We start from the raw sequence: 15,687 nt of genomic DNA on the forward strand, positions 1-15,687 counted from the left end.
GGTTCACCAAGGCCATCGCGATGGTCCCGCTGGCAGCATCTGCGGGGTGAGCGACCGACGCCGCAACCACCTCGTCGTGCTCCTCGCCCTGGTGAGCGGCGTGACCGACGCGACCGGCTTCCTCGCCCTGGGCGGAGCATTCACCTCGGTGATGACCGGGAACATGGTTCTCCTCGGCGTGGCCGTCGGGTCCGCGGACGCCTCGCTGGTGGGTCTGCTCCTCTCGGCGTTCGGCGGGTACGTCGTGGGCGCCGGCGTGGGCACCCGGCTGGCGGGCACCGCCCGGGCCGACGACGAGATCTGGCCGGCCGCCGTGACGCGGGCGCTGGGCCTGGAGCTCGGCCTCTTCGCGATCTTCGCGGTCGCGTGGTGGCTGCTCGGCAGCGACCCGTCGACAGCCTGGGCCGCCCCGCTGCTCGCCCTGACCGCCATGGCGCTGGGGCTGCAGAGCAGCGCGATCCTCCGCTTCGGCGTCCCCGGCCTGTCGACGACCTACCTCACCGGCACGCTGACGACCGTCGTCGTGAGGCTGGTCAGCAGGCAGCCGCTGCACACCGTGCGCCACTCGACCCTGATCCTCGCCGGCCTCGTGGCCGGCGCGGCCGCGGGCGCCGCGCTGGTCACGCTCCTCCCGGCGGCCGCCCCGCTGCTCCAGCTCGGGCTGCTGGGCACGGTCGTCGCGGTCGCAGGGCGACGTTCGCGGCGACCGGCCCGCGACCACGCCGCGGTGGTCGCGTGAGCAGCGGTGTGCCCACCTGGGTCTGGGCGCTCACCGTGGCCGGCTTCCTCGGCGTGGTGGCGTTCGACCTCGTGGTCATGGCGCGTCGACGTGAGCAGGTCACGACGCGGGCGGCCGTGCTGTCCCTGCTCGGCTACGTCGCGCTCGCCGGGCTGTTCGGCGCGGGGCTGTGGGCGTGGGGGCCGCCGCACAGCGGTCCCGAGTTCGCCGCCGGCTACCTCACGGAGTACAGCCTCAGCGTCGACAACCTCTTCGTGTTCCTCGTCGTCCTCACCCGGATACAGGTCCCGTCCGTCGCCCAGGACCGCGTGCTCTTCATCGGCATCGTGCTCTCGCTGGCCATGCGGGCGGTCTTCATCCTCGCCGGGGCCGCCGCGATCTCCGCCGCCGCGTGGACCTTCTACGTCCTCGGCGGGTTCCTGCTCTACACCGCGCTGGCCCTCGCCCTCGACGGCGCCGAGGAGGACGGGGACGCCGGGCCGGACGAGCACCGCGTTGTCGGGGCCCTGCGTCGAGTGCTGCCCCTGACCGAGGACTACCACGGCTCCCGCTTCGTGGTCCGGGTCGACGGGCGCCGGTTCGCCACTCCTCTGGTGCTCGCGATCGCCGCCATCGCGGTGGCCAATGTCGTGTTCGCGGTGGACTCGATCCCCGCGATCTTCGGGCTCACCACCAACGCCTACGTCGTGCTCGCGGCCAACGGGTTCGCGCTGCTGGGTCTGCGCCAGCTGTACTTCGTCGTCGAGTCGCTGCTCACCCGGCTGCGCTTCCTCAAGGTCGGGCTCGTCGTGATCCTGGGGTTCATCGGCGTCAAGCTCGTGCTCGAGGCGATGTGGGAGACCCACCTGCGGCACGTGGCGTCGTGGGACGTCCCGCAGGTGTCCACGACGTTCTCCCTGGTCACCATCGTCGGCGTGCTGGCCACCGTGACGCTCGCCAGCCTCGCGGCCGACAGCAGGGCCGGGGCGACCGACGCGGTCGTCGCCCGCCCGGACGAGTGAGGGGCGGCGGGCGGCGCACCTCGTAGTATCGCCGCGTGATCTTCAAGCGCGTCGGTGAGGGGAGGCCGTACCCCGACCACGGCCTGTCCTCCAAGGCCTGGGCCGCGCTGCCGCCGCGCCAGGTGCGGCTCGACGAGCTGGTCACCACCAAGGACACCCTCCAGCTCGCCGCACTCCTCGACGAGGACTCGACGTTCTACGGCGACCTGTTCGCCCACGTCGTGGAGTGGCAGGGCGAGTACTACCTCGAGGACGGCCTGCACCGCGCCCTGCGCGCCGCGCTGCAGCAGCGCAACGTCCTGCACGCGCGCGTGCACACGCTGGCGGGCTGACCGCGGTGGAGTGGCAGCTCACGGCGCGGCTGCGCACCGCGATCACGCTGGCCGCGCTCGCCCTGCTCATGCTCGTGGGCGTGACCTGGGGCTGGGGGCAGGTGACCAAGCCGTTCCCCGGCAAGGTCGACGCCCCGGTCTGCGTCGACACGTCCTACCGCGCGGGTGACGAGCTGTTCGTCCAGGACGTCACCGTGAGCGTGCTCAACGCCAGCAGCCGGGAGGGCCTGGCCGGGCGCACGCTCTCCGAGCTGCACACCGAGGGCTTCGCCGAGGGCGACACCGCCAACGCGCCCAAGGGCACCGCGCTCACCACGAACGCCGAGATCTGGGTCGACGACGTCAGCAACCCCGGCGCCAAGCTGCTCCGCGCGCGGCTCGGCAAGGTGCCCGTCGTCGCGCACCCCGAGGTCGACTACGCGGGCATCGTCGTCGTCGTCGGCGACCTCTACGAGAAGCTGCGGCAGGGTCCGCAGTCGATCGTGCTCGGCGACGACGCGGTGGTGTGCAGCCCGCCGGTGGAATGAGCCTCAGCCGAGCCACTGCGCCAGCCGCCCGCGCTGGCTGACCTGGCGCAGCCGCTCCTCGGTGCGCTCGCGCAGCCGGCGCGGGACGACGACGAGCAGCTCGTCGCCCTGCTTGAGCACGGTGCGGCGTTCGGGCACGAGCGCCTCGCCGTCGCGCACGATCATCGAGACCGACGAGCCGGGGGGCAGCCGGAGCTCGCCGACCTCGACGCCGTGCATCTTCGAGGTCGGCGCGATCGTGACCTGGAGCAGGTCGGCCGCGACCCGCTCGAGCGGAGCGGCCTCGATCTCGAGCCCGCGCGGCTGCGAGCGACGGGTCACCCGCAGCACCTTCGCGACCCAGGGCAGCGTCGGGCCGGTGATCAGGGTGTCGATGACGACGAGCACGAACACCAGGTCGAAGAGGCGTTCGGCGTCGTGCGCGCCCTCGGCCAGCGGGATGGTGGCGAGCACGATCGGCACCGCGCCGCGCAGCCCGGCCCACGAGATGAACGCCAGCTCGCGCACGGCCAGGGGCTGGACGACCGCGCTGACGGCGACCGAGAGCGGCCTGGCGAGCACGGTCAGCACCAGCCCGGCGACCAGCGCGTAGAGCACGGTCTCGAGGTCGAGCCGGCTCGGGGAGAGCAGCAGCCCGAGCATGACGAACAGCCCGATCTGGGCCAGCCACGCGAGCCCCTCGGCGAACGACCGGGTCGCCGCCCGGTGCGGCAGCTCGGAGTTGCCGAGCACCAGCGCGGCGACGTAGACCGCCGCGAAGCCCGAGGCGTGCACGGCCGCCGCGCCGCCGTAGGAGAGGAAGCAGAGCGACAGGACGGACAGCGGGTAGAGACCGGACGACGGCAGGGCGGCGCGCCGCATCAGCCACGCGCCGGCGAAGCCCACCAGCAGGCCCAGGCTCAGGCCGGCGAGCAGCTCGAAGGCGATGAGGCCGGCGTTGTAGCCCAGCCCGTGCTCGTCGAGGCCGCCGGTGGAGATGATCGTGACGATCACGATGATCGGGGCGTCGTTGAGACCGGACTCCGCCTCGAGCGCGCCGGTCAGCCGCTTGGGCAGGGGTACGACGCGCAGCACCGAGAACACCGCGGCCGCGTCGGTCGGCGAGAGGATGGCGCCGAGCAGGACCGCGGTCTCCCACGGCAGCCCGAGCAGGTAGTGCGAGCCGACCGCGACGACCAGGACGCTGATCGTGACCCCGACGGTCGCGAGCGAGAGGCCGAGCCGCATCGACGGCCGGACGTCGCTCCAGGGGGTGGTGAGACCACCCTCGGCGAGGATCACGACCAGCGCCGCGAAGCCCAGCGCGTGGGCGAGCTCGGCGTCGTCGAACCCGATGCCGAGACCCGACTCGCCCAGGGCGACCCCCATCGCGAGGTAGAGCAGCAGCGAGGGGAGGCGGGTCCGCGACGAGACGCGGACCGCGAGGATCGCGAGGAAGGTGACGGCCGAGCCCCACAGCACGAACGTGTCGAGCTGGTGGACGTCGATGCTCAATGTCACCTCACTCGACGGGGGTGGCGGGCGATCACCCTATCGGGAGGGCTGAGCGTCAGAACGAGCCGGTGGTCGCCCACACCGGGGCGACCTCCTTGCGGTAGCGCCGCCCGAAGAGGCCGCCGATGATCGCGAGCACGGGGCCCGGCACGCTCTCGCGCAGGGCGGCCCGCTCCTCGGCGGAGGCGCCGTCCTCCATCCACGCGAAGAAGGTGCCGGCCGCGCCGATGCCGGACCTTCGGCTGAACTGCTTGGACATCTGCTTGTAGGCGGGGTGCTCGGGGTTGGCGCCCAGGACCGGCTCGGTCTCCTGCTCCTCGTGGTCGAGGTGGGTGACGGTGGTCGTCTCGAGGGCGGCCATCGCGGCGGCCGCGGCGTCGGCATCGGCCCGGCTGGCGCTGCGGCCGAGCTGCTCCATGGTGGCGCGGGTGGCGGCGAGGTCGGCGGCCATCGCGTGGTGCTCGTCGTCGAACGTCGAGATGGACGTGTCGGCGACCCCCATCGCCTTCAGGGCGGGCCACGCGATCTCGTGCTCGCCCTCGTGGTGCTCGGTGAGCTGGGCGTCGAAGTTCTGCCACGCGCGCAGCAGCGCCGCGGCACGGGCCCGGTCGCCGTCGGCGAACTGGTCGAGCGCCGCCCGGAACCGCGTGAGGTCGCGGCGCACGGCGCAGTGGATCACCTTGTTCATGCTCATGCTCGAGGCAGCCATGGGGGCAGCGTACGTACTTTTCGCCGGGCGCGGACCGGCCCCGGCGGTGGTCGCCCCCCACCTTGCTGATCGATCAGTCACCTCCCCGCGTTGCTGATCGATCAGTCACCTCCCCGCGTTGCTGATCGATCAGTCACCTCCCCGGGTTGCTGATCGATCAGTCACCTCCCAGGGTTGCTGATCGATCAGCCACCTCGCGACCGTGGTCAGGTCGTCGGCGTGTAGCCCGGTCGGCCGGAGGCGTCCCACTCCTCCCAGAACGAGGTGAACTCCTCGCCCAGGAACGGGTCGCCGCCGGTCATCGCGATGCCGCCGCGGCGCACGGTCCAGTCCCACGGCGCGAGGTCCTGGGCCGCCGCGAGGTGCCGCCGAGCGCCCTCGGTGTCGCCGCGGCGCTGGAGGTGCGCCGCGATCCGCCGCTCGGCCAGCGCGAGCTGCTCGGCGTCGGTGCGGTGCTGCGACTCGGCGTTCGCACTGTCGGGGAGCACGCCCTCGCGCGCCCACCGGCGCAGCGCGTCGTGGTGCTGCTCGCTCGAGATCCTGGTGAAGTCCACGAACTGGTCGTCGCCCGGCGCGATCGTCGGCGGCTTCACGATGCGGTCGTCCTCGTCGACCCACACGACCGACGGCACGTTCGTGATGCCGTAGCGCTCCGCGGTCACGTGCGCGGTGTCCACCGCGACGGGGTACGACGGGTTCGCCGCCTCGATCCACGGCCGCGACTCCTCGGGGTCGTTGTCGAGCGCGACCGAGAAGAGCCGGACATTCGCGTCCGCGAGCTCGTCCTGGAGCGCCTGCCACCCGCCGAGCTCATGCCGGCAGCCGCACCAGCTGGCCCAGGTGACGAGCACCCGCTTCTGGCCCGAGTAGTCGTCGAAGGACACGGGGTTGCCGTCGACGTCCTGCAGGTCGAGCGGCGGCGCCTTCCCGGTCGCCGCCTCGCGGTGGTGGGCCTCCGCCGACGGCGCGACCGCGGCCACCCCCGCCTCCTCGTCGACCGCGAGGAGCAGCCCCAGCGCGTCGAGGACCGAGCGCCCGAGCAGCGGCACGCACGTCTTGCCGCGGCAGAGGCCCTCGGGCTTCAGCGCCCAGCCGAGCGCCTCGGCCAGCGCGGACTCGTCGTCGAGCCAGCTCGAAAGGTCGTGCTCGCGCCCGTCGACGTCGATCAGGATCACGCGGGACAGGATTCCACGGAAGCAGTGCCCCGTCTCGGGCACTAGAACTTGTTCTAGTCTTGCGGTCGTGCCCGGCACCGACCTCCCCGACGTCCGCTCGGCTACTGACGTGCCCGCCGACGCGCCGGCGTACGACGTCGTGGTGGTGGGCTTCGGCATCGCGGGCGGGTGCGCGGCCCTCGAGTCGGCGCGGGCCGGTGCGCGGGTGCTGCTGCTCGAGCGAGCGGCCGTGCACGGCGGCACCTCGGCACTGTCGGGCGGACACTTCTACCTCGGCGGCGGCACCGCGGTGCAGGTCGCGACCGGCCACGACGACCCGGTCGAGGAGATGGTCCGCTACCTGACCATCACCTCCAAGGAGCCCGAGCCCGACAAGATCCGCGCCTACTGCGAGGGATCGGTCGAGCACTTCGGGTGGCTCGAGTCGCTGGGGTTCGAGTTCGAGCGCTCCTACTACCCCGAGAAGGCGGTGATCCAGCCCGGCACGGAGGGGCTGATGTTCACCGGCAACGAGAAGGTCTGGCCCTACCTCGACCAGGCGCGGCCCGCGCCGCGTGGCCACAAGGTGCCGGTCCCCGGTGACACCGACGGCACCAAGATGGTCATGGACCTGCTGCGCGACCAGGTCGAGCAGGCGGGCGTCGAGGTCCGCTACGAGACCGGCGCGAGCCACCTGGTCGCCGACGAGTCGGGCCGGGTGGTCGGCGTGGAGTGGAGGTCGTTCGACACCTCCGGCGTGGTGCGCGCGTCGTCGGTGGTGCTGGCCGCGGGCGGCTTCGTGATGAACCCCGACATGGTCAGCGCGTACACACCTGCACTGGGCTCGAAGCTGTTCACCCTCGGCTCGACCTACGACGACGGGCTCGGCATCCGCCTCGGCGCCTCGGTCGGCGGCGAGCTCAAGCACATGGACGAGCCGTTCATCACCGCGCCGTTCTACCCGCCCTCGGTGCTGGTGAAGGGCCTGGTCGTCAACAAGCTGGGGCAGCGGTTCGTCGCCGAGGACAGCTACCACGCGCGGACGTCGTACCACGTGATGCGCCAGCCCGACGCCGCGGCGTACCTCATCGTCGACAGCGCGCACCTCGAGGAGCAGCGGATGTCGCTCTGCCCGCTCATCGACGGCTGGGAGACCGTCGAGGAGATGGAGGCCGGGCTGTCGCTGCCGGCCGGCTCGCTGGTCGCGACGCTGGCGCGCTACAACGACCACGCCGCGCGCGGCGAGGACCCCGACTTCCACAAGCACCCCGACTGGCTCGCGCCCCAGGACCAGGGGCCGTGGGGTGCCTACGACCTCACCCTCGGCAACGCGCTCTACGCCGGCTTCACCCTCGGGGGCCTGCGGGTGACCGTCGACGGCCAGGTGCAGCGCGAGGACGGCTCGGTCGTCGCCGGGCTGTACGCCGCCGGCGCGTGCGCGTCCAACCTCGCCCAGGACGGCGCGGGCTACTGCTCGGGCACCCAGCTCGGCGAGGGGTCGTTCTTCGGGCGGCGTGCGGGTCGGCACGCGGCGGCAGTTTCACCGGGTACCCGGTGAAACTGGCCCTTCCCGTATGGAGTTCCATGCAGGAAGGTGCAGTTTCTTGACGGCAGGAGGGTGCCCATGACGTCGACCGCCGACCGTTGGCAGGTCGCCAGCCGCGCCAACGTGCCGCCGTTCCACGTCATGGACCTCCTCGCGGCGGCGCACACCCGACGGCGCACGCACGGCGACCTGCTCGACCTGCTCGCCGGGCAGCCGAGCACGGGCGCGCCGGCACCGGTGCGCGAGGAGGCGATCCGGCTGCTGCAGGGCACCGACCCGCTCGGCTACACCCCCGCGGTCGGCATCCTCGAGCTGCGCGAGGCGATCGCCGGGCACCACCGTCGCACCTACGGCGTCGAGGTCGATCCCGACGAGGTCGTCGTCACCACCGGGAGCAGCGGCGGGTTCCTGCTCGCGTTCCTGGCGGCGTTCGAGGCCGGCGACAAGGTCGCGATGGCCCGGCCCGGCTATCCCTGCTACCGCAACGTGCTCACGGCCCTCGGCATCGAGGTCGTCGAGGTCCCGACGGGCCCGGAGACGAGGTTCCAGCCGACCGTCGAGCAGGTCGCGGAGCTGCACGCGCGGCACGGCCTCACGGGCCTGGTCGTCGCGAGCCCGGCGAACCCGACCGGCACCATGTTGCTCCCGGGCGAGCTCGCGGCGCTGGCCCGCTGGTGCGAGGCCGAGCGGGTGCAGCTGATCAGCGACGAGATCTACCACGGCATCGAGTACGCCGACCCGGAGAGCCGGCTCGCGCGCAGCGCCTGGGAGACCAGCCGCGAGGCGGTCGTGTTCGCGAGCTTCAGCAAGTACTTCTCCATGACGGGCTGGCGGATCGGCTGGATGCTCGTGCCCGACCGCCTGCGCCGCGCCTGCGACGTGCTGGCCGGCAACTTCACGATCTGCCCGCCGGTCATCGCCCAGCGGGCGTGCCTCGCGGCGTTCGACGACGCGTCGTACGCCGAGCTCGACGGCCACGTGCGGCGCTACGCCGACAACCGCCGGATCCTCCTCGACGGCCTGCCTCGGCTCGGGATCACCGAGCTCGCCCCGGCCGACGGCGCGTTCTACGTCTACGCCGACGTCGGTCACCTGACGCAGGACTCGATGGCGTTCTGCCACGACCTGCTGGCCCGCACCGGCGTGGCGCTCGCCACCGGCGTCGACTTCGACACCGAGGTCGGCGGCCGGTTCGTGCGGCTCAGCTTCCCGGGCGACGCGGCCGTGATCGAGGAGGCGCTCGAGCGGATCTCCACAGTCGTCTGACCGCACGTTTCGCCCACCGGCCGCGGCGGGCAGACCGACCTCATGTACGGCAACACCGAGGTGATCCGCGGGCTGGCCCGCACCATGCGCGGGCAGGCGGCCACGCTCCGCTCCGAGGCGAGCAGCCTGCTGGCACAGGCCGACGCCGTGCCGTGGGAGGGGCTCGCCGCCGACGCGATGCGCGCGCGGGTGCGCGGTCAGGTCGCGGGGCTGCACCGCTCCGCCGAGCTCGCCGACGACGCCGCCGCCGCCCTCGACCGGCACGCCGACGAGGTCGACCGGCTCAAGGACCTCATCGCGGCCGTGGAGCGGAAGGTGATGGCGCTGGTCGCGGGCGCCCGCGACCGGCTGGCAGGCCTGGTGGCGAGCGTGCTGCCCGACCCGCTCGACGAGCTGCTCGACCGCTTCGTGCCGCCACCGCCCGGCCACCGCGACTGGCTCTTCGTCGACCTTCCCGGCCTGTCATGATCACCCCACGGAACTGCTCGGAGGGCGCGCTGCGCGCGGGCGGCCCGCACTTCCGCGGGGACCCCGAAAAAGCGTTGACCGCCGGCCCCGAGATCATCGACGTCCGCGGCGGCTCCGCGGGGGTGGCCGCGTCGTACGCCGCGGCGCGCGGGCTCGCCGACGTCTTCGACGACGCCGGCGACCGGCTCCGCGGGCTGGGCGCGGAGGGGCTGCGGGTGATGCGCGACCCCGATCTGCTGGAGTCGGGGCTGCTCTCGCCGGGCAGCTGCGCGGAGGCCGAGGCCGCCGTGCTCGCCGTGACCGGCGGGCCCGACGGCGTCATGGCGGCGTCGTTCGGGTGGGAGGCGGACGCCCTCGGCGTACGCACCGCGATCGAGTGCCTGGAGGCGGCCGACGAGACCGTGCGGTTCGCGATCGAGGGCCTCGACCGGCAGCTCGTGCTGACCCTCGGGCCGCTCGCCGGGGCCGTGATCGCCGCCGACCCCGACGTCCTCTCCGAGGTCCCCGGGCTCACCGAGCACCTCGTCGACGGCCTCGGAGGTCCGGTCTCGGCCGGCCTCCTCGGCCTGCTCTACGGCGGCCCGGGCCGACCGGTCGTGACGCCGCTGCCCACCGCCCTCGGCACCCGCCGGCCCAGGTCGGTGCGCGACCTGGTCGAGCACCTCCACGAGGTGGCCGCGCTCTCCGGCGACCCCGACTCGCCCGCCAACGGCACCATCGAGGTGCAGACGGTGACCGCTCCCGACGGGTCGGTGCGCCACCTGCTCTACCTCCCCGGCACCGACGACTTCAACGCGCCGTGGGACCAGGACGCCGACGTCCGCGACCTCGAGACCGACCTCGACTCGATCTCCGGTCAGCCCGACGCCTACCAGCAGGGCATCCTCCAGGCGCTCGAGGACGCCGGCGTCGGCAAGGGCGAGCCGCTGCTCGTCGTCGGCCACTCGCTCGGCGGCATGGAGGCGGCGGCGCTCCTCGCCGGCCACGGCGGCTACGAGATCACCGACGTCGTGACCGCCGGGTCGCCGACGGCGCAGGTGCCGTCGTTCCCGGCCGGGTCGCACGTGCTGTCGCTCGAGCAGCGCGGCGACATCGTCCCGGAGCTCGACGGCGCCCCCAACCCCGACTCGGTCGAGCAGACGACGGTGACCTTCGACGCCGACCCCGACGGCGGGATCCTCGCCCACCACTCCTACGCCACCTACGAAGCGGGTGCCGGGCTGGTCGACGCCTCCACCGACCCCTCGGTCGTCGACGCCGTCGCGTCGCTGCACGACCACGGCTTCCTCGGGGCCGACGGCGAGGCGCACAGCCAGGTCTTCCAGATCACCCGGGCGCCGTGAGGTTTCCTGCGGGTCGCGGCGGGTAGGTGGCGGACGAACGAGAGGCGGTCCTGATGTACGGCGACACCGACGTGATGCGCAGGCACGCCGGTCGCCTGCGCGAGCAGGGCGACGCGATCCGGGCGATGGCCGACCAGCTCGTGTCCCAGGCCGAGGCCGTCACGTGGGCCGGTCGGGCCGGCGACGCGATGCGCGAGCGCATCCGCGAGCGCGCCACCCGCCTGCGCGAGGCGGCCGAGCGCCACGACCACGCCGCCGACACCCTCGAGAGCCACAGCCAGCTCGTCGACGAGCTGAAGGACTCCATCGCCGAGACCGAGCGCCGCGCCACGGCGCTGCTCGACGACGGCGCGCTGCCGAGCTTCGAGTCGCCGGCGCCCGGCCACAAGGACTGGCTGGCGGTCACCCTCCCCGGCGTCGGCGACCGGAGCCCGTGACCGATGCCGACCATCGACCTCGGCCCACCCCGGCCGACCCCGCACGACCTCCTCGACGGGCTGCCCCGCCGGGTCGCGCTGACGCTGCCGGAGCTCAGGTTCGCCGCCGAGCGGGCCAACGGCGCTCCCCTCCCCTTCGACGTGCGCGACGGCGGCCTCGACGGCGGGCTCGACGAGCGGCTCGGCAGCAGCCGCGGGTCCGACGAGGCGGCGGCGTACGCCGAGACGCTCGCCCGCCTGCATGACCCCGTGACCACGCTGTCGCGGCGCGGGCTGCTGGTCGGCGGACCCGACGACGGCGTGCTCGAGGACGGCCTCGTCGGCGCCATCGGGCTCCTGGCCACCCCGACGGTCGCCCTCGACCTCGACATCGCCGCCGGCCCCGTGCAGGTGAAGTCGTGGCACCGCCAGCACGGCGGCGCGGTCGCCGCGCTGTCGACGCAGGACGGGCTGGTCTTCGAGCTCGCGTGGTTCCCGACCTGGGCCTGGGCCGCCGAGCTGGCCCGCGCCGCGGTGGTGCCGGAGGACCTGCCGCTCAGCGACTCTGTCGTGCCCGACCGGGTCGTCGTCCCCCACGACCTCGCCGACGCCGCGGTCGAGGCCGCCCGCACCCACCGCACCGACCTCGTCCCGGTGCTCGTGGAGCAGCACCCCGGCGGGGTCACCGACGCGACCGGCACCCGGCTCGGCGACGGCGACGCCGTGCGGGTGCTCACCGGGCTGGCCACCGAGGCCCGCGGCCGGCTGCGCGCGCTCGTCGCCGACGTCTCGGGCGAGGAGACCAGCACCGTCGGCGTCGTGGCCTGGACGCTGGTCGCCGACGGCTGGCGCGCCCTGCGCGCCCACCGCGTCGTCGGTGACCACGGTGACGCCGCCGACGAGACCGGCCTGCTCCTCGAGGTGGCGCGCGTGATCCCCGACGACCTCGCCGCCGAGCTCGCACCCGTCCTCGCGGAGGTGGCGCCGTGAGCGTCCGCGTCGCCGACCGGTCCGACAAGTACGCCCACCTGCTCCAGCTGGCCGACGTCTTCGACCGCTCGGGCGACGACCTCCGGGCCATGTCGGGGCTGGGCGCCGAGATCCTGCGCGACGACGCCGTCGCCGAGTCCGCCGACCTCTCGGCGGCGTCCCACGCCCGCGTCGAGGAGGACGTCCGCGGTGCCACCAGCGGCACGCACGGGCTGCTCTCCCGCTCCATCGAGCTCGACGCCGACGCGCTCGTCGTGCGCGCGACGGTGCTGACCTACCAGTGGATCGACGAGCTCCGCGAGGCGGCGTCGGAGTCGATGGGCGCCATCGCCGGGCGCGCGATCGGCTACCTCGCCCCCAACGTCGCCCTCGGCGGCGCCATCGTCACGGCCGGCCTGATCGAGACCGACGCGCTCGACCGCGACGGCGTCGCGGCGTTCCTCAGCGAGCTGGCCGCCGAGCACCCCGAGCTCCTCGACCAGGTGGTCTCGGGCGGCGGGGGCTTGCTCGACGGCCTCCAGATGCGAGCAGCGCTGACGGCCGGGTTCGTCTCGGGGGAGCCCGGACGCCGCGCCGCCCGCGGGGGCCTGCGCGCGCTCGGGGTCGAGACCCTGCGCCAGGACTCCTCGGCCGCGCTGCGCGACGTGGCCGGGGGGCTGCTGGCCGGTCGGCGGACCCGGCCCGACGAGGTGCCCGCGATCGAGGCGCCGCGGGTGCCGGCGTCGCTGACCGACCTGATGACGACCCTCGAGGCGCAGGACACCCGGCCACTCGTCCACCGCACGGCGCCCCGCCGCTACGTCGCGTACGTCGGCCGCCCGCCACCGCCGCAGCCCGCCGACGAGCCCGGCCCCGTGCTGGTCGCCGGCAACCTCACGCCGTACGCCACCGTCGTGGCGCAGACGATCGCCGCGGCTGTCGCGGGCGACGACGACGCGCACGTCATGCTCGTGGGCTCCGGCTCGGGCGGCGTCGTGGCCGCCGAGCTCGCCGCGCTGCAGCGGCCGCTGCCGTTCGTCGTCGACCAGGTCGTCACCGCCGGGGCGCCGGCGGCCCAGGTGCCGCGACTGCCGGCCCAGACCCGGATGCTCGCGCTCGAGGACCGCGCCGACCCCGTCGCGCTGCTCGGCTCGCTGATGACCGCCGACGACGAGCAGCGCACGACCGTGGTCTTCGACGCCGCCGGCTCGTCGTCCGAGAGCGTCTACGTCGCCGGCGCCCGCGCCGCCGACGCCTCTCCCCAGGTCGCCGCCGAGCTCGACCGGCTGCGTCTGCTGGGCTACCTCGCCTGAGCCGGGACCGTCGAGTGACCCGTTCTGCAGATCTGGGAGCGCTCCCGACCTGCGGATCGGGTCACTCGACGCGCCCCAAGGGTCACTCGACGGCAGACGACCGTCACAGGATGTCGTGCACGAACTCCCCGAGCTGGGTGAGGTTGCGGCACTCGACCATCGGCACCACCTCGGCGTACCTGCCCGCGACCGAGTCGCCGGTGTCCCAGTGCCGGCGGTGCTCGGGGTTGAGCCACCATGCGTGTCGCGAGCCGCGCTCCATCTCCTTGAGCTTGTCGAGAGCCAGGTCGGAGTAGTTGGAGCGCGCGTCGCCGAGGATCAGGAGCGCGGTCTTGGGCCCGAGCGCGTCGGAGTGCTCGTCGACGAACCTGGTCAGCGCGCGCCCGTAGTTGGTGCGCCCCCACAGCGCGGCGTGCGACGTGCTTGCCGCGAGGTCGGCCATCACGTCGACGACGTCGGCGCCCGGCTTGAAGTGGTGGGTGACCTCGTGGACGTGGTCGATGAACGTGAACGCGCGCACCTTCTGGAACTGGTCGCGCAGCGCGAAGACCAGCAGCAACGTGAACTGCGCGAAGCTCGCGACCGAGCCGCTCACGTCGCAGAGCACGACGAGCTCGGTGCGGTGCGGTCGCTTGGGCCGGTGGTGCGTCGTGAGCGGGACGCCGCCGGTGGACATCGAGGCGCGGACCGTACGCCGGAAGTCCAGCGGGCCGCGGCGCCGCGCGTGGTGCTCCTGGGTGAGCCGCGTGGCGAGCCGGCGGGCGAGCGGGTAGATCTCCCGGCGCATCTGCTCGAGGTCGGCCTTGCGCGCCGAGGTGAAGTCGATCCGGTCGATGCTCGGCCGGACGGCGACGTCCGCGACGTGGTCCGGCCCCTTCTCCTCGGCGATCCGCCGGCGCGCGTCGTCCTCGACCTGGCGGGTGAACCCGCCGAGGCGCCGGGCGGCCACCCGCGCGGCCTCCTCCTCGGTCCGTCCCTCGGCGAGCAGGGCCTGCACGATCCGGTCGACGAGCTCGCCGGGCGCGACCCGCTGCAGCGCGGTGTACGCCGACCAGCTCGACAGCCCGGGGCCGCGTCCGGGCATCGCCCCGAACCGGCCGACCATCTCGACCGCGAGCCGGGACAGCGCCTCCTGGTCGCCGTCCGCGAGCGCTCGGGCGAGGCGGTCGCGGAGCTGGGCCAGCGCCTGGCCGTTGTCGCGGACCTGGCCGTCGGTCTCGTCGCCCGCCCCGTCGCCGGCCTCGTCGGTCTCGCCGCCCCGGGCACCCTCGCCCACCAGCCGGGGGAAGTAGACGTCGAAGAGCGCGTCGAACGTCGGCCGCAGGCTCTGCCGCTTGACCAGCGTGGCGGCGTACGCCGCGTGCACGGTGTCGCGCTGGTCCCACGGCAGCGCGCTGAGCGCCGCCACTGCGTCGAGCCCCTCGGCGAGCGAGACGGACAGCCCGGCGCCGCGCAGCGCCTCGAGGAACGCGATGTGCCGCTCGACCAGGCCGCTGCTCATCGCCGCCGCGACCTCACTTGCGCAGCCGCAGCTCGCGGATCGCGCGCTCGTGGTCGGAGGCGTGCTTGAGGACCACGCCGAGCGTGTCGTCGACGGCCTTGTCGTCGAGGTCGCGGATCTCGAGCGCGATCAGCGTGCGCGCCCAGTCGACGGACTCCGCGATCGACGGCGGCTTCTTGAGCTCCAGGTCGCGCAGCCGCGCGACGGTCGCGACCACCTGGCCGGCGACCCGCTCCTCGAGGTCGGGCACCTGCGAGAGCACGATCTCGCGCTCGCGCTCCTCGTCGGGGTAGTCGAGGTGCAGGTAGAGGCAGCGCCGCTTGAGCGCCTCGGACAGCTCGCGGCTGGCGTTGGAGGTCAGCACGACGTACGGGCGGCGTACGGCGCTCAGCGTGCCGAGCTCGGGGATGGTGACCTGGAAGTCGGAGAGCACCTCGAGCAGCAGCCCCTCGACCTCGACATCGGTCTTGTCGACCTCGTCGATGAGCAGGACAGTCGGCTCGTCGCGGCGGATCGCGGTGAGCAGCGGCCGGGTCAGCAGGAACTCGTCGGTGAAGATGTCGTCGTGGGTCTCGGCCCACGACGCCGCGTCGCCCTGGGTCGCTTGGATCCGCAGCAGCTGCTTCTTGTAGTTCCACTCGTAGAGCGCGCGCGCCTCGTCGAGTCCCTCGTAGCACTGCAGGCGCACCAGGTCGGCACCCGTGGCCCGCGAGACCGCCTTGGCCAGCTCGGTCTTGCCGACCCCGGCGGGGCCTTCGACCAGCAGCGGTTTCTCGAGCGCGCCAGCGAGGTAGGCGGTGGTCGACGTGGCCGGATCGGCGAGGTAGCCGGTCGCGGCGAGCCGCTCGGTGACCTCGCCAGGCGAGGTGAACCAGGACATAACGACATCCTCCCGTACCCGGGTTACGC

General features: G+C 73.6%; 16 protein-coding genes. 11 read left to right on the forward strand and 5 right to left on the reverse strand.

The window, feature by feature from the left end; genetic code table 11:
- The first annotated feature begins 46 nt into the window (after positions 1-46).
- From G514_RS27940 to G514_RS0119780, 4 genes are read left to right on the forward strand one after another with little or no spacing between them, the layout of a single operon-like run.
- The gene (locus G514_RS27940) at positions 47-739 is read left to right on the forward strand and encodes a DUF1275 family protein (protein WP_051247834.1); all 693 of its coding nucleotides are present in this window, start codon (positions 47-49) and stop codon (positions 737-739) included.
- Complete coding sequence (locus G514_RS0119770; RefSeq protein WP_028653156.1) at positions 736-1,740, forward strand: TerC/Alx family metal homeostasis membrane protein; 1,005 nt, start codon at positions 736-738, stop codon at positions 1,738-1,740. The genes G514_RS27940 and G514_RS0119770 overlap by 4 nt, the downstream gene beginning before the upstream one ends.
- A 35-nt stretch (positions 1,741-1,775) precedes the next feature.
- Positions 1,776-2,072, forward strand: coding sequence for a type II toxin-antitoxin system VapB family antitoxin (locus G514_RS0119775; RefSeq protein WP_028653157.1), 297 nt, complete (start codon positions 1,776-1,778; stop codon positions 2,070-2,072).
- A gap of 5 nt (positions 2,073-2,077) precedes the next feature.
- Positions 2,078-2,599, forward strand: coding sequence for a LytR C-terminal domain-containing protein (locus G514_RS0119780; RefSeq protein ID WP_028653158.1), 522 nt, complete (start codon positions 2,078-2,080; stop codon positions 2,597-2,599).
- A 3-nt stretch (positions 2,600-2,602) separates the two neighbouring features.
- On the opposite strand, the gene G514_RS0119785 is transcribed toward G514_RS0119780, so the two are convergent.
- The 3 genes from G514_RS0119785 to G514_RS29515 all read right to left on the reverse strand — a co-directional run bounded on the left by G514_RS0119785 (position 2,603) and on the right by G514_RS29515 (position 5,986).
- Positions 2,603-4,093 carry a potassium/proton antiporter gene (locus G514_RS0119785; RefSeq protein ID WP_342662597.1) on the reverse strand — a complete coding sequence of 497 codons (1,491 nt, stop codon included), beginning with the start codon at positions 4,091-4,093 and terminating at the stop codon, positions 2,603-2,605.
- Between the two features lie 55 nt (positions 4,094-4,148).
- Positions 4,149-4,802, reverse strand: coding sequence for a hemerythrin domain-containing protein (locus tag G514_RS0119790; protein WP_084152247.1), 654 nt, complete (start codon positions 4,800-4,802; stop codon positions 4,149-4,151).
- Positions 4,803-5,008: 206 nt separating this feature from the next.
- Positions 5,009-5,986, reverse strand: a complete 978-nt coding sequence (locus G514_RS29515; protein ID WP_281167640.1) for a TlpA disulfide reductase family protein — start codon at positions 5,984-5,986, stop codon at positions 5,009-5,011.
- Positions 5,987-6,044: 58 nt separating this feature from the next.
- Here G514_RS29515 and G514_RS0119800 point away from each other — a divergent pair, with 58 nt between their 5' ends.
- From G514_RS0119800 to G514_RS0119830, 7 genes are all read left to right on the forward strand, one after another.
- Entirely contained in the window at positions 6,045-7,514 is a 1,470-nt protein-coding gene (locus G514_RS0119800) for an FAD-binding protein (RefSeq protein WP_028653161.1), read from the forward strand.
- 66 nt (positions 7,515-7,580) lie between these two features.
- Complete coding sequence (locus G514_RS0119805) at positions 7,581-8,768, forward strand: aminotransferase class I/II-fold pyridoxal phosphate-dependent enzyme (RefSeq protein ID WP_028653162.1); 1,188 nt, start codon at positions 7,581-7,583, stop codon at positions 8,766-8,768.
- Positions 8,769-8,810: 42 nt separating this feature from the next.
- The gene (locus G514_RS27950; protein WP_051247838.1) at positions 8,811-9,236 is read left to right on the forward strand and encodes a WXG100 family type VII secretion target; all 426 of its coding nucleotides are present in this window, start codon (positions 8,811-8,813) and stop codon (positions 9,234-9,236) included.
- Positions 9,233-10,579: a hypothetical protein gene (locus G514_RS0119815; RefSeq protein ID WP_157545050.1), complete on the forward strand. Its 1,347-nt coding sequence runs from the start codon at positions 9,233-9,235 to the stop codon at positions 10,577-10,579. The genes G514_RS27950 and G514_RS0119815 overlap by 4 nt, the downstream gene beginning before the upstream one ends.
- Positions 10,580-10,605: 26 nt before the next feature.
- Complete coding sequence (locus tag G514_RS0119820; protein WP_245582281.1) at positions 10,606-11,016, forward strand: WXG100 family type VII secretion target; 411 nt, start codon at positions 10,606-10,608, stop codon at positions 11,014-11,016.
- A gap of 3 nt (positions 11,017-11,019) precedes the next feature.
- Complete coding sequence (locus G514_RS0119825; protein WP_028653165.1) at positions 11,020-11,985, forward strand: hypothetical protein; 966 nt, start codon at positions 11,020-11,022, stop codon at positions 11,983-11,985.
- Complete coding sequence (locus G514_RS0119830) at positions 11,982-13,277, forward strand: hypothetical protein (protein WP_028653166.1); 1,296 nt, start codon at positions 11,982-11,984, stop codon at positions 13,275-13,277. Before G514_RS0119825 ends, G514_RS0119830 begins: the two co-directional genes overlap by 4 nt.
- A gap of 103 nt (positions 13,278-13,380) precedes the next feature.
- Here G514_RS0119830 and G514_RS0119835 read toward each other — a convergent pair whose 3' ends face one another.
- Both G514_RS0119835 and G514_RS0119840 read right to left on the reverse strand, forming a co-directional pair.
- Positions 13,381-14,778, reverse strand: a complete 1,398-nt coding sequence (locus G514_RS0119835) for a vWA domain-containing protein (protein WP_028653167.1) — start codon at positions 14,776-14,778, stop codon at positions 13,381-13,383.
- A 13-nt stretch (positions 14,779-14,791) separates the two neighbouring features.
- Entirely contained in the window at positions 14,792-15,658 is an 867-nt protein-coding gene (locus tag G514_RS0119840; RefSeq protein ID WP_028653168.1) for an AAA family ATPase, read from the reverse strand.
- Positions 15,659-15,687 lie beyond the last annotated feature (29 nt).

The organism is Nocardioides halotolerans DSM 19273 (genome assembly GCF_000422805.1).
GTDB lineage: Bacteria > Actinomycetota > Actinomycetes > Propionibacteriales > Nocardioidaceae > Nocardioides > Nocardioides halotolerans.

What these genes read in the sequence shown, in the direction of transcription:
- G514_RS0119835 (WP_028653167.1), bottom strand. Translation starts at nt 14,778, where the DNA reads ATGAGCAGCGGCCTGGTCGAGCGGCACATCGCGTTCCTCGAGGCGCTG.
- G514_RS27950 (WP_051247838.1), top strand. Translation starts at nt 8,811, where the DNA reads ATGTACGGCAACACCGAGGTGATCCGCGGGCTGGCCCGCACCATGCGC.
- G514_RS0119840 (WP_028653168.1), bottom strand. Translation starts at nt 15,658, where the DNA reads ATGTCCTGGTTCACCTCGCCTGGCGAGGTCACCGAGCGGCTCGCCGCG.
- G514_RS0119815 (WP_157545050.1), top strand. Translation starts at nt 9,233, where the DNA reads ATGATCACCCCACGGAACTGCTCGGAGGGCGCGCTGCGCGCGGGCGGC.
- G514_RS0119825 (WP_028653165.1), top strand. Translation starts at nt 11,020, where the DNA reads ATGCCGACCATCGACCTCGGCCCACCCCGGCCGACCCCGCACGACCTC.
- G514_RS0119790 (WP_084152247.1), bottom strand. Translation starts at nt 4,802, where the DNA reads ATGGCTGCCTCGAGCATGAGCATGAACAAGGTGATCCACTGCGCCGTG.
- G514_RS0119805 (WP_028653162.1), top strand. Translation starts at nt 7,581, where the DNA reads ATGACGTCGACCGCCGACCGTTGGCAGGTCGCCAGCCGCGCCAACGTG.